Source organism: Streptomyces sp. NPDC052687 (genome assembly GCF_040678395.1).
In the GTDB taxonomy this organism is placed as follows: domain Bacteria; phylum Actinomycetota; class Actinomycetes; order Streptomycetales; family Streptomycetaceae; genus Streptomyces.
Map to the genome: position 1 here is coordinate 290,374 of NZ_JBFATR010000002.1, position 13,659 is coordinate 304,032.

The following is a 13,659-nucleotide window of genomic DNA, read 5'->3' on the forward strand; positions in this document are numbered from 1 at the left end:
GCCGAGATGCCCCGACGACGACCGCTCGATAGCAAGGTGCTGGAGGATCCGTGGACCTGTCCCTGTCGACCGAGACCGTGGGCGATCGCACGATCGTCAGGGTCGGTGGCGAAATCGACGTATATACCGCGCCCAAGCTGCGCGAGCAGCTGGTCGAGCTGGTGAACGACGGCAGTTTCCACCTCGTCGTCGACATGGAGGGCGTGGACTTCCTCGACTCCACCGGGCTCGGCGTGCTGGTCGGCGGCCTGAAGCGGGTGCGTGCCCATGAGGGCTCCCTGCGCCTGGTCTGCAACCAGGAGCGCATTCTGAAGATCTTCCGTATCACCGGCCTCACCAAGGTGTTCCCGATCCACACCTCGGTGGAGGAGGCGGTGGCGGCCACCGACTGACCCGTGGGTCCGGGCGGCTGAGCCCGGACCACCAGAGTGGAACCGAAGGGGGTCCGGGCTTCCGGCGGCCCGGGCCTTCCGACAGCACGCCCGAAGCTCCGAGGGGGATGCATGGCCACCGTTGAGCTCCGCTTCAGTGCGGTCCCCGGACATGTCAGGACCGCCCGATTGGTGGCCGCTTCCGTCGCCCGTAAGGCCGGAGTGGACGAGGCCGTCCTCGACGAGGTGCGGCTCGCCGTCGGCGAGGCCTGCTCCCGCGCGGTGGGGCTGCACCTGAACAGCGGCATCACCGCGCCGGTGCGGGTGCTGCTGATCGAGGAGGAGAAGCAGTTCTCCATCGAGGTCGGCGACGAGGCACCGCACGCAACCCCCGGCGCGGCGTCCGGAACGGCCGTGGACGCCGACGTGGAGGCCGAGGAGGACGAGATGGGCCTCGCGGTCATCAGCGGCCTCGTCGACGACGTGAAGGTCAGTACGAGCGCGGACGGCGGCTCCATCCGTATGACCTGGCCGACCACACCCCCGCCCACCGCGGTGTTCCCCTGAGCCGCGGTGCTCCCCTGAGGCGCGCGGTGATCCCCTGACGCGCGGGACACGCGGCGGCGCTTCCCTGACACTGCGCGCGCCTGTCACTGACGCGCACGCGGTTCGCACGACACCCGAGGGCCCTGCTCAGCAGGGCCCTCGCTGTTTTCCCGGACGGCCGGCCACAGGCCCCACGGGGACGCGCGACGAGTTCGTCAATGCGTGAAGGAATTCACGATCCATTTCCGATCACCCGAATGGCGCAGAATGCTGCCCGCAGTTCGATCGGAATGCTTTCGGGCCATTACCCGGAGTCCGCCGGGGTGTACCGATTCCGTTTCCCGCGTACTGTTTTGATCCGGAACAGATCTCTAGAATCCGTCCACATCTTGAGCTCAGCCCAAGCGTCAAGGAGGACGAATGGCGGGGCTTTCTTCTCCCGGTCAGATCGATCAGCTGGATCACTCCACAGCCCTCGCGGCCGCGGTGCTCACCGATGGAAACCGAGCGATGGTGGTGGTCATCGGCGCGGTGGCGCTGGCTGCCCTGCTGGTCGCCGGGGCGCTGCTGCGCCAGGTGCTCGCGGCCGGCGAGGGCACCGACGGCATGAAGAAGATCGCGGCGGCGGTCCAGGAGGGCGCCAACGCCTATCTGGCCCGGCAGTTGCGCACACTCGGCGTATTCGCCGTGATCGTGTTCTTCCTGCTGATGCTGCTGCCCGCGGACGACTGGAATCAGCGTGCCGGGCGGTCGGTGTTCTTCCTGATCGGTGCGGCGTTCTCCGCGGCCACCGGTTATATCGGCATGTGGCTCGCCGTGCGCAGCAATGTGCGGGTGGCGGCCGCGGCCCGTGAGGCGACCCCCGCGGCGGGCGAGCCGGAAAAGGATCTCACCGCGGTCTCGCACAAAGCGATGAAGATCGCTTTCCGTACCGGCGGCGTCGTCGGCATGTTCACGGTCGGGCTCGGTCTGCTGGGCGCCTCCTGTGTGGTGCTGGTCTACGCGGCGGACGCGCCGAAGGTGCTGGAGGGCTTCGGCCTCGGCGCGGCGCTGATCGCGATGTTCATGCGGGTCGGCGGCGGCATCTTCACCAAGGCCGCCGACGTCGGCGCCGACCTGGTCGGCAAGGTCGAGCAGGGCATTCCGGAGGACGATCCGCGCAATGCCGCGACCATCGCCGACAACGTGGGCGACAACGTCGGCGACTGCGCGGGCATGGCGGCCGACCTCTTCGAGTCGTACGCCGTCACCCTGGTGGCCGCGCTGATCCTGGGGACCGCGGCGTTCGGTGACGCCGGGCTGGCGTTCCCCCTGCTCGTCCCCGCGATCGGTGTGATCACCGCGATGATCGGCATCTTCGCGGTCGCCCCGCGACGCGCCGACCGCAGCGGGATGAGCGCGATCAACCGCGGCTTCTTCCTCTCCGCCGTCATCTCGCTCGCGCTGGTCGCGGTCGCGGTCTACGTCTATCTGCCGGGGAAGTACTCCGAGCTGGACGGGGTGACGGACGAGGCGATCCTGGCCAAGGACGGCGACCCGCGGATCTTCGCGCTGGTCGCGGTGGCGATCGGCATCGTGCTCGCCGCCGTCATCCAGCAGCTCACCGGCTACTTCACCGAGACCAGCCGCCGCCCGGTGCGGGACATCGGCAAGAGCTCGCTCACCGGCCCCGCCACCGTCGTCCTCGCCGGTATCTCGGTCGGCCTCGAATCCGCTGTCTACACCGCCCTGCTGATCGGCCTCGGCGTCTACGGCGCCTTCCTGCTCGGCGGTACGTCGATCATGCTGGCGCTGTTCGCGGTGGCGCTGGCCGGCACCGGACTGCTCACCACGGTCGGTGTGATCGTCGCGATGGACACCTTCGGGCCGGTCTCCGACAACGCGCAGGGCATCGCCGAGATGTCCGGTGACGTCCACGGGGCGGGCGCGCAGGTGCTCACCAACCTGGACGCCGTCGGCAACACCACCAAGGCGATCACCAAGGGCATCGCCATCGCCACGGCCGTGCTCGCCGCGGCGGCGCTCTTCGGGTCGTACCGGGACGCCATCACGACCGGCGCGCGCGACGTCGGCGAGCGACTGACCGGCGAGGGCGCGCCGCTGACCCTGGCGATGGACATCTCGCAGCCCAACAACCTCGTCGGCCTGATCGCGGGCGCGGCGGTCGTCTTCCTCTTCTCCGGACTGGCCATCAACGCGGTGTCGCGCTCGGCGGGTTCCGTGGTGTTCGAGGTGCGGCGGCAGTTCCGCGAACACCCGGGGATCATGGACTACAGCGAGAAACCGGAGTACGGGAAGGTTGTCGACATCTGCACGAAGGACGCGCTGCGGGAGCTGGCCACGCCGGGCCTGCTCGCGGTGATGGCGCCGATCTTCGTCGGGTTCACGCTGGGCGTCGGCGCGCTGGGCGCCTATCTGGCGGGCGCGATCGGCGCGGGCACCCTGATGGCGGTGTTCCTCGCCAACTCCGGCGGCGCCTGGGACAACGCGAAGAAGCTGGTCGAGGACGGCCACCACGGCGGCAAGGGCAGTGACGCGCATGCCGCGACGGTGATCGGCGACACGGTCGGCGACCCGTTCAAGGACACCGCGGGCCCGGCGATCAACCCGCTGCTGAAGGTGATGAACCTGGTGTCGCTGCTCATCGCGCCGGCGGTCATCAAGTTCTCCTACGGCGTCGACGAGAACCTGGGCGTGCGGGTGCTGGTCGCGGTGGTCGCCTTCCTGGTGATCGTCGGGGCGGTGTACGTCTCCAAGCGGCGCGGGATCACGATGGGCGACGCGGGCGACGAGGGTGACGCGGGCGGTGCGGGCTCCGGCTCCAAGTCGCCGGACGCGGCGACGGTTCCGTAGCCGGCCGGACCTCCCCTGCCCCGGACCGGGCGGGTGGCGCGCGGACGCGCCATCCGCCCGGTCCGTTGCGTTCTCTTCCTCGCCGTGAGCCTTCTCTCGCTTGGTGCGAATGCTGACATTCAGTCTCATAAAGGGCGTTGACCGTGTGGGTGTCACCCGGGTGGCGTGTATGTTCCGGGGCCGAGAGCCATGGAAGGGACCAAACCGGTGAACAACAAGCTCGCGGCCGCACTGTCCGGCGGTGCGGTACTGGTACTGGCGCTGTCGGGATGCACCGGCGACGACGGGAACGAGGAGCTGGACGCCTGGGCCAAGCAGGTCTGCGACGAGCTGCGGGCGCAGGCGACGACCATCAAGGCCGCCAACGCCGCGATCCAGCAGGAGACCTCGGACAGCAGCACTCCGGCCGAGGTCCAGCAGGCCGACTCCAAGGCCTTCCAGGACATCGCCGACGCCTACAAGGCGATCGGGGGCGTCATCACCAAGGCCGGTCCGCCCAACGTCGAGGACGGCAAGAAGAAGCAGCAGGACGCGGTCAAGGAACTGAACGCCATCTCGGCCTCCTACGGCTCCCTGAAGGAGCAGGTCGACGCGCTCAACACCAAGGACCAGGCCAAGTTCGCCGCCGGTCTGAAGGACGTCGCCGCCGAGATGAAGAAGCTCGGCAAGACCGGCAGCGACGCGCTGAAGGCCTTGGAGGAGGGCGAGGTCGGCCAGGCGATGGCCAAGCAGCAGAGCTGCAAGTCGGCGTCCGCGTCGGCGACGCCGTCTGCGGCGCAGGGCTGACCGGCAGGGCGGACGGGCCGGATTCCGGCGCACGCGCGCGTGGCCGAGTGCCGTACGGGCGCGTGGGTCCGAGTGCCGCACGGGCGCGCGGGGCTGACTGCCGCACGGATGCGTGGGTCCGACTGCCGCACGGACGCGCCGGGCTGACTGTCGCACGGGCGCGCGGGCCCGACTGCCGTGCCGGCGCGCGTGCGTTGTCGGTGGGAGCCGACACAATGGGGTGGTGAGCAACGCCAGCCTCTCCTCGCCGTCCCCTCTGCCCGCCACCGACCGCCCGGAGGTCGCCGCCCGGCTGCGGGAGGCCCTGCTCGGGGCCTCCTTCACCGCCGACGGACTGCTCGACCTGCTCGGCGCCTCCGCGTACGCGGCGCTGGCCCGCAGCGAGACCGTGCCCGCGCTCCGGGCCACCCGCGGGGACACGCCGCTGGAACTGCTCGTACGGCTGTTCCTGTTGCAGCAGCCCGTGCCGTACGCGCGCGTGGCGGACGTACTGCCGCTCGAGGACTGCCTGGACAGCGGCTGGCTGCAGCGCGCCGGCCAGGACGAGGTCGCCGCCACCGTGGACGTCCGGCCCTACGGCGGACCCGCCGGCGAGGACTGGTTCATCGTCTCCGACCTGGGCTGCGCGGTCGGCGGCGCGGGCGGGATCGGCCGCCGCGACGAGGGCGTCGTGCTCGGCGTCGGCGGTGCCTCGACGACGCTGGCCGGGATCACCGTGCGTACGCCCGTCGCCGCCGCCCTCGACCTCGGCACCGGCTCCGGCATCCAGGCGCTGCACGCCGCGCAGCACGCCACGCGCGTGACCGCCACGGACGTCAACCCGCGCGCCCTGCACATCGCCGCGCTCACCCTCGCGCTGTCCGGCGCGCCCGCCGCGGACCTGCGGGAGGGCTCGCTGTTCGAGCCGGTGAAGGAGGGGGAGACGTTCGACCTGATCGTCTCCAACCCGCCCTTCGTGATCTCGCCGGGCGCCCGGCTGACCTACCGCGACGGCGGGATGGGCGGGGACGACCTGTGCCGCACGCTCGTCCGGCAGGCGGGGGAGCGGCTCAACGAGGGCGGCTTCGCGCAGTTCCTCGCGAACTGGCAGCACGTCGAGGGGGAGGACTGGCAGGACCGGCTGCGCTCGTGGGTGCCGCGCGGGTGCGACGCCTGGATCGTGCAGCGCGAGGTGCAGGACGTCACGCAGTACGCCGAGCTGTGGCTGCGGGACGCGGGCGACCACCGCGGCGACCCGGCGGAGTACGCCGCGCGGTACGACGCCTGGCTGGACGAGTTCGAGGCGCGCAAGGTGAGGGGCGTGGGCTTCGGCTGGATCACCCTGCGCCGGACGGCCTCCGCCGAGCCCGTGATCACCGTCGAGGAGTGGCCGCATCCGGTCGAACAGCCGCTCGGGGAGACGGTCCGCGCGCACTTCGCCCGCATCGACCACCTGCGGTCGCGCGACGACGCGGCCCTGCTGGAGGAGCGCTTCCGGCTCGCCGCCGAGGTGGTCCAGGAGCAGGTCGGACTGCCCGGCGCGGAGGACCCCGAACACGTCGTGCTGCGGCAGAACCGCGGGATGCGGCGGGCGACCAAGGTCGACACCGTGGCCGCGGGATTCGCAGGCGTGTGCGATGGCACGCTGACCGCCGGACGGATTCTGGACGCCATCGCCCAGCTCGTCGGAGAGGACCCGGTCGCGCTGCGCGACCGTACGCCCGCACAGATCCGGCTGCTGGTGGAGCAGGGGTTCCTGGAGCCGGCGTGAGGCGGGGCGAAGCCGCGGAGGCCGCGGTCGCCGTGGCCGCGGCGTAAGTGGCAGCAGCGGCGGCGGCCGTAGGCGAGCCGAGACGCCGACTGCCGCAGGCGAGCCGAGACGCCCACGGCCAGACACGGCCCACGTCCCCCCTGCAGAAGGGCCGCCCCCGCCACCCACCGCAGCGGACCCGCGGAAAAAGTCGGCCGGAAAAACATCCGCATCCGGCGTCTCCGGCACCGCGCGGAGCCCTCCCCGCCCCCGCCCGCCCTCTCGCCACGGCGCCGCCGCCCTGCCGTCGGTCCGGCGTTCACCGCGGGTTCGCCTCCCCGCAGTCCGCGCGTGGCAGCCTCCGGGCGGCGGGGCACGCGCGGTCGGAGAAGGAGGGGGACGGGGAGTGATGGAGAGCGCGTCGGCGATCTTCGCGGGGATGGTGTTCGCCCTGTTCGGAGCGGTACTGCTGGTGTGGACCGGGGTGCGGACGCGGCAGCGGCAGCCGGTCGCCCACGGTGTGAGTCCGGTCGCATCGGCGGCCGCCGCGAGCGCCGTGGCGGTGATCGCGATCGTCGTCGGGGCCTGGTGCTTGACCCGGGTGTGAGCATGATGGAAGGGGCGCTTCGCCGGTGAGGAGCCGGTGAGGAGGAGGTCTTCGCTCCGGTTCGGCCGGAAAACAGCGATGGACACTCCGGGCGGCAGGAATGACGGAAGTCGGGTTACCGTTCGAGTGGCCGTTGCGGGCTTTTCCCGTTTGACAACGGGGCGGGATGTACCGTCACACTCCGCAGCGTCACCACCACCCGACCCCGGGAACGAGAAGGCCTGGGGAGGCCCCAGCGTCGACCGGAGAGAAGAGCGAAGTTGTCCCCGACCAGCGAGACCGCACAGGGCGGCCGCCGACTCGTCATCGTCGAGTCGCCTGCCAAGGCGAAGACGATCAAGGGCTACCTCGGCCCCGGCTACGTAGTCGAAGCGAGCGTCGGGCACATCCGCGACCTTCCGAACGGCGCCGCGGAGGTGCCGGAGAAGTACACCGGTGAGGTCCGCCGCCTCGGTGTGGACGTCGACCATGACTTCCAACCGATCTATGTGGTCAACGCCGACAAGAAGGCCCAGGTCAAGAAGCTCAAGGACCTCCTGAAGGAGTCCGACGAGCTCTACCTCGCCACCGATGAGGACCGCGAGGGCGAGGCCATCGCCTGGCACCTCCAGGAGGTGCTGAAGCCCAAGGTCCCGGTCAAGCGGATGGTCTTCCACGAGATCACCAAGGCCGCGATCCAGGCCGCCGTCGCCAATCCGCGCCAGCTCAACCAGAAGCTGGTCGACGCCCAGGAGACCCGCCGCATCCTCGACCGCCTGTACGGCTACGAGGTCTCGCCGGTGCTGTGGAAGAAGGTCATGCCGCGGCTGTCGGCGGGCCGCGTCCAGTCGGTGGCGACCCGGCTCGTCGTCGAGCGGGAGCGCGAGCGCATCGCGTTCCGCTCCGCCGAGTACTGGGACCTCACCGGCACCTTCTCCACCGGCCGCGCGGGGGACCCGTCCGACCCGTCGTCGCTGGTCGCGCGGCTGCAGACGGTCGACGGCCGGCGTGTCGCGCAGGGCCGTGACTTCGACTCGCTCGGGCAGCTGAAGAGCGCGAACACCCTGCACCTCGACGAGGCGAACGCCCGCGCGCTCGCCGCCGCGCTGGAGAGCACCCGCTTCTCCGTCCGGTCCGTCGAGTCCAAGCCGTACCGCCGCTCGCCGTACGCGCCGTTCCGTACGACGACCCTCCAGCAGGAGGCCAGCCGCAAGCTCGGCTTCGGCGCCAAGGCGACGATGCAGATCGCGCAGAAGCTGTACGAGAACGGCTACATCACGTACATGCGTACGGACTCCACGACGCTGAGCGACACGGCGATCGCCGCCGCGCGCGCCCAGGTCACCCAGCTGTACGGCGCCGAGTACCTGCCGGACACGCCGCGCACGTACGCCGCGAAGGTCAAGAACGCGCAGGAGGCGCACGAGGCGATCCGCCCCTCGGGTGATCGTTTCCGCACGCCCGCCGAGACCGGTCTGACCGGCGACCAGTTCAAGCTGTACGAGCTGATCTGGAAGCGGACCGTCGCCTCTCAGATGAAGGACGCGACCGGGAACTCCGTCACCGTGAAGATCGGCGGCACCGCCGCCGACGGCCGGGACGTCGAGTTCAGCGCGTCCGGCAAGACGATCACCTTCCACGGCTTCCTCAAGGCCTACGTCGAGGGTGCCGACGACCCGAACGCCGAGCTGGACGACCGCGAGCGCCGGCTGCCGCAGGTGAGCGAGGGCGACCCGCTGTCCGCCGAGGAGATCACCGCCGACGGCCACGCCACCAAGCCCCCGGCCCGCTACACCGAGGCCAGCCTGGTCAAGGAGCTGGAGGAGCGCGAGATCGGCCGTCCGTCGACGTACGCGTCGATCATCGGCACGATCCTCGACCGCGGCTACGTCTTCAAGAAGGGCACGGCCCTCGTGCCGTCCTTCCTGTCCTTCGCCGTGGTCAACCTGCTGGAGAAGCACTTCGGGCGGCTCGTCGACTACGACTTCACCGCCAAGATGGAGGACGACCTCGACCGCATCGCGCGCGGCGAGGCGCAGGCCGTGCCGTGGCTGAAGCGGTTCTACTTCGGCGAGGGCACCGTCGCGGGCGCCGCCGCCGACGCCGGGAACGGCGACGGCGACCACCTCGGCGGCCTGAAGGAACTGGTCACCGACCTGGGCGCGATCGACGCCCGCGAGGTGTCCTCGTTCCCGGTGGGCAACGACATCGTGCTGCGGGTCGGCCGCTACGGGCCGTACATCGAGCGCGGCGAGAAGGACACCGACGGCCACCAGCGCGCGGACATCCCCGCCGACCTGGCGCCCGACGAGCTGACCGTCGAGCTGGCCGAGGAACTGCTCGCCAAGCCGAGCGGCGACTTCGAACTGGGCGTCGACCCGGCCACCGGCCACACGATCGTCGCCAAGGACGGCCGCTACGGCCCGTACGTCACGGAGATCCTCCCCGAGGGCACCCCGAAGACCGGCAAGAACGCGGTCAAGCCGCGCACCGCGTCCCTGTTCAAGTCGATGACGCTGGACACGGTGACCCTGGAGGACGCGCTGAGGCTGATGTCGCTGCCGCGCGTCGTCGGCACCGACACCGACGGCCAGGAGATCACCGCGCAGAACGGCCGCTACGGCCCGTACCTGAAGAAGGGCACGGACTCGCGCTCCCTGCAGTCCGAGGACCAGCTCTTCACGATCACGCTGGAGGAGGCGCAGGCGATCTACGCCCAGCCCAAGCAGCGTGGCCGCGCGGCCGCCAAGCCGCCGCTGAAGGAGCTGGGCGAGGACCCGGTCAGCGGAAAGCCGGTCGTGGTGAAGGACGGCCGCTTCGGCCCGTACGTCACCGACGGCGAGACCAACGCGACCCTGCGCTCCGGCGACAGCGTCGAGACGATCACGCCGGAGCGCGGCTTCGAGCTGCTCGCCGAGAAGCGGGCCAAGGCGCCCGCCAAGAAGACGGCGAAGAAGGCGGCCACGAAGAAGACCGCCGCGGCCAAGACCACGACCGCGAAGAAGACCGCCGCGAAGAAGACCACGGCGGCGAAGAAGACGACGGCCGCCAAGACCACGGCGACCAAGACCACTGCGGCCAAGAAGACGGCCACCGCGAAGAAGACGGCCGCGGCCGCGAAGAAGGCGACGGCGGCGTCGGCGGCCTCGTCGTCGCAGGCGACGTCCGAGGACTGAGCGGGCCGGCCGGAGGGGCGCCGGATGGGACGGGCGCCGGACGGGCGCCGGATGGACGCGCGCCGGATGGGGGGCTTCCCCGTCCGGCGTTCGCGAAACCAACGGGATCGGGGCTCGATCGGGCGTAGGGGCGTGCGGGCGTTCGGGTGTGCGCCCCGGAGTGTCGGCGCGGCCCGATAGGCTGAACGCATGACGCGAGCCGAGCAGCCAACGGCCCCTCACCCGGACCCCGACGACGCGCTGGTCGCGGACTCCCGCGAGCGCGCCGTCCGCTCGTTGTTGCGCGAGCCGCAGCTCAAACGGCTGTGGAGCGCGCATCTGGTGAGCGGGGTCGGCGATGTCCTCGCTCTTCTCGTGCTGGTCCTGCTCGTCCTCCAGGCGGCCGTCGCGGGCGGCTCCTTCGGCGGCGGCTACCGGGGCGTGGCGTTCGCAGTGGCGACCGTTTTCGCGGTGCGCGTCCTGGCCACCCTGCTCTTCGGCGCGGTCCTCCTCGGCCCGCTCACCTCGCTCACCGCCCACGAGGGCCCGCTCGACCGCCGCTGGACGATGGTCGGCGCGGACGGCCTGCGGGCCGCGCTGCTGATCATCGCGCCGCTGTGGATCGACTGGACGCCGGACGACGCGCTCGCCGTCCTCCTGGTCACCGTCTTCGTCACCGGCGTCGCCGAGCGGTTCTGGACGGTGTGCCGGGAGAGCGCCGCGCCCGCCCTGCTGCCCGCCCCGCCGCCGGAGGGCGCCGCGGTGCGGCCGCTGCCGGACCACATGGACGCCCTGCGCCGCCTGTCGCTGCGCACGGGCTTCCTCGCGATTCCCCTCGCGGCGGCCGCGCTGGTCGCCGCCTCCCTGCTGGGCAACCTCCTCGGCGCCGGCGCCGACTGGTTCGCCGCCCACCAGGCGGCCCTCGGCTCGTACGTCGCGGCCGGCCTGTTCGCCGCGTCCCTGTCCGTGCTGACGTTCCTGCAGCTGCCCGCGGTGCGCACCCCGCGCGCGCGGTCGCCGCTGGAGGGCCTGCGCCGCCCGAAGACCGGCACCGGCGCCGACAAGGGCCGCACCGGAGCGATCCCGCTGCTGGTGCTCGCCTGCGCCGCCGTCGCGGGCGCGATCGCGGCGGCCGTCGCGGTGTCCGTGCTGCACGCCAAGGACCTGGGCGGCGGTCCGGTGCTCTACGGCCTGCTGGTGCTCGCGCTGACCGGCGGCGTCGCCGCCGGTGTCCGTACGGCGCCGAAGGTGCTGGTGTCGCTGTCGCGGCGCCGCATGCTCGCGCTGGCCATCGCCTTCACCGGCCTCGCGCTGCTGGCCGCCGGGCTGGTCCCGGACGTCACCACCGTGCTGCTGATCGTCGCCCTCGCCGGTGCCGGGGCGGGCATGGCGGCCCACACCGGGCACGCGCTGCTCGACCTGGAGACCGAGGAGTACCGGCGCCCGCGCATCACCGAGCACCTGCACGCCGTGGTCCGCGTCCTCGTGGCGCTCGGCGCGCTGATCGCGCCCCTGGTGGCGGCGCTGATCGGGCCGCACCGGCTGCAGAGCGGCAAGTTCGTCTTCGCGCACGGCGGCGCCGCGTTCACGCTGATGCTGACCGGCGCGCTGCTGCTGCCGGTGGCCGCGCTGGTCCTCGCCAAGCTCGACGACCGCTCCGGCGTACCGCTGCGGCACGACCTGCGCGACGCGGTCCTCGGCGGCGACGACCCGGTGCAGGCGCCCGCCCCGACCGGTTTCTTCATCGCCCTGGAGGGCGGCGACGGCGCCGGGAAGTCCACCCAGGCCGAAGCACTCGCCGAGTGGATCCGCGCCAAGGGCCACGAGGTCGTGGTGACCCGCGAGCCCGGCGCGACCCCGGTCGGCAAGCGGCTGCGGTCCATCCTGCTCGACGTCTCCAGCGCCGGACTGTCGCACCGCGCGGAGGCGCTGCTGTACGCCGCGGACCGCGCGGAGCACGTCGACACCGTGGTGCGGCCCGCGCTGGAGCGCGGCGCGGTCGTCATCTCCGACCGGTACATCGACTCCTCGGTGGCCTACCAGGGCGCGGGCCGCGACCTGTCCCCGACGGAGGTCGCCCGGATCAACCGCTGGGCGACCAACGGGCTCGTCCCGCACCTGACCGTGCTGCTGGACGTCGCCCCGGAAATTGCCCGCGAGCGGTTCACCGAGGCGCCGGACCGGCTGGAGTCCGAGCCCGCCGAGTTCCACGCGCGCGTGCGCTCCGGCTTCCTGACCCTCGCCGCGTCCGACCCCGGGCGCTACCTCGTGGTCGACGCCGGGCAGGAGCCCGAGGCCGTCACCACCGTCATCCGCGCCCGGCTCGACCAGGTGCTGCCGCTGTCCCAGGCAGAGATCGAGGCCCGCGAGGAAGCGCGCCGCAAGGCCGAGGAGGAGGCCCGGCGCAAGGCCGAGGAAGAGGCCGCCCGCAAGGCCGAGGAGGAGCGCCTGGAGCGTGAGCGCCAGGAACAGCTCGCCCGGCTGCGCGCCGAGGAGGAGGAGCGCAAGCGGCGCGAGCTGGAGGAGGCCCAGCGGCGCGAGGCCGAACGGCAGGCCGAGGAGGCCCGGCGGCGGGCCGAGGAAGCCCGCCGGCGCGCCGAGGAGGAGAGGCAGCGGCTGCTCGCCGAGGAGAAGGCCCGCGCGGAGGAGGAGGCCCGCCGCAAGGCGGAGGAGGAACGCCGCCGCCGGCAGGCCGAGGAGGAGGCCCGGCTGCGCGCCGAGGCCGAGGCGCTGCGGCTGGAGAAGCAGCGCAAGGCGGAGGAGGCCCTGCTGCGGGCCGAGGAGGCCCGCCGGGCGGCCGAGCAGGCGGCGGCCGCCGCGCAGGCCGGCCCCAAGCCGGTCCGCCCCGAGGTCACCCCGCCCCCGTCGGAGGCGCTGACCGTGCCGACGCCCGTGGTGAACCCGGACGCGAAGCCCGGCGCTCCCGCCGGCGTGGACGACGCGACGACGGTGCTGCGGCCGGTACGGGACGGCGACACGGCCAGGCCGGCCGCCGCCCCGCGTGACGCGGGGCGCCGCGACACCGCGCGGCGCGACCCCGACTCCGAGGTGACGGCCGAGCTGCCGCAGCCGCCGGTCGTGCCGGGCGCCGCGGACGACACGGCGGTGCTGCGGCCGGTCGTGCCGGGCGCCGCCGACGAGACGGCCGTGCTGCCTCCGGTCACGCCGGGCGCGGCGGACGAGACCGCGGTGCTGCCCCCGGTGCCGGGCGAGAGCCCGGTGGACCGGGTCCCGCCGGGCTTCTTCCGCGACGAGCCGGCCGAGCGTGGCGCGCGTGGCGAGGGTGGATCGCGTGGCGAGGCCGGCGCGCGCGCCGAGCGTGGCGGGCGTAGCGGCGCCGGGCCCGACGGCTCGGACGACCGTACGCGCGAGCTGCCGCAGGTCGACGCCGACGGCGCCGCCCAGCGACGGGCGCGGCCGGACTGGGCGGAGGAGACCCCGCTGGACGATCTGCCGACGCTGGCGGACGAGCTGCTGGGGCCGCGGGACGACGAGCACGGTGACGAGGGCCGCCGGGGCGGTCGCGGCCGGGGGCGGGGGCGCTGAACCCCGGGCCGCTGAGCCCGCCCCACCGGGGGCGCCACCGGGCGACGCCGCCGTCGTCGGCGTTGTCAGTGGTCGCCCCCACAATGG

General features: G+C 72.6%; 8 protein-coding genes. All 8 read left to right on the forward strand.

The annotated features are described in order from the left end of the window. Window positions 1-50: 50 nt before the first annotated feature. Window positions 51-392 (forward strand): anti-sigma factor antagonist BldG, encoded by a 342-nt coding sequence (bldG, locus tag AB0K92_RS04180; protein WP_006132569.1) that lies wholly within the window; start codon window positions 51-53, stop codon window positions 390-392. 111 nt (window positions 393-503) lie between these two features. Continuing rightward, window positions 504-938 carry an ATP-binding protein gene (locus AB0K92_RS04185; RefSeq protein WP_365919197.1) on the forward strand — a complete coding sequence of 145 codons (435 nt, stop codon included), beginning with the start codon at window positions 504-506 and terminating at the stop codon, window positions 936-938. Between the two features lie 399 nt (window positions 939-1,337). Continuing rightward, complete coding sequence (locus AB0K92_RS04190; RefSeq protein ID WP_365919199.1) at window positions 1,338-3,770, forward strand: sodium-translocating pyrophosphatase; 2,433 nt, start codon at window positions 1,338-1,340, stop codon at window positions 3,768-3,770. Window positions 3,771-3,959: 189 nt separating this feature from the next. Continuing rightward, window positions 3,960-4,556, forward strand: coding sequence for a small secreted protein (locus AB0K92_RS04195; RefSeq protein WP_365919201.1), 597 nt, complete (start codon window positions 3,960-3,962; stop codon window positions 4,554-4,556). A gap of 223 nt (window positions 4,557-4,779) precedes the next feature. Beyond that, the gene (locus tag AB0K92_RS04200; protein WP_365919203.1) at window positions 4,780-6,306 is read left to right on the forward strand and encodes a class I SAM-dependent methyltransferase; all 1,527 of its coding nucleotides are present in this window, start codon (window positions 4,780-4,782) and stop codon (window positions 6,304-6,306) included. Window positions 6,307-6,694: 388 nt separating this feature from the next. Then, window positions 6,695-6,892, forward strand: a complete 198-nt coding sequence (locus AB0K92_RS04205; protein ID WP_365919205.1) for a hypothetical protein — start codon at window positions 6,695-6,697, stop codon at window positions 6,890-6,892. A 260-nt stretch (window positions 6,893-7,152) separates the two neighbouring features. Continuing rightward, a complete protein-coding gene (gene topA, locus AB0K92_RS04210) occupies window positions 7,153-10,047 on the forward strand; it encodes a type I DNA topoisomerase (RefSeq protein WP_365919207.1) in 2,895 nt (964 codons plus the stop codon). A gap of 189 nt (window positions 10,048-10,236) precedes the next feature. After that, window positions 10,237-13,572 (forward strand): dTMP kinase, encoded by a 3,336-nt coding sequence (tmk, locus tag AB0K92_RS04215; RefSeq protein WP_365919209.1) that lies wholly within the window; start codon window positions 10,237-10,239, stop codon window positions 13,570-13,572. Window positions 13,573-13,659: the final 87 nt, after the last annotated feature.

What these genes read in the sequence shown, in the direction of transcription:
- AB0K92_RS04185 (WP_365919197.1), top strand. Translation starts at nt 504, where the DNA reads ATGGCCACCGTTGAGCTCCGCTTCAGTGCGGTCCCCGGACATGTCAGG.
- AB0K92_RS04205 (WP_365919205.1), top strand. Translation starts at nt 6,695, where the DNA reads ATGGAGAGCGCGTCGGCGATCTTCGCGGGGATGGTGTTCGCCCTGTTC.
- AB0K92_RS04195 (WP_365919201.1), top strand. Translation starts at nt 3,960, where the DNA reads ATGGAAGGGACCAAACCGGTGAACAACAAGCTCGCGGCCGCACTGTCC.
- tmk (WP_365919209.1), top strand. Translation starts at nt 10,237, where the DNA reads ATGACGCGAGCCGAGCAGCCAACGGCCCCTCACCCGGACCCCGACGAC.
- AB0K92_RS04190 (WP_365919199.1), top strand. Translation starts at nt 1,338, where the DNA reads ATGGCGGGGCTTTCTTCTCCCGGTCAGATCGATCAGCTGGATCACTCC.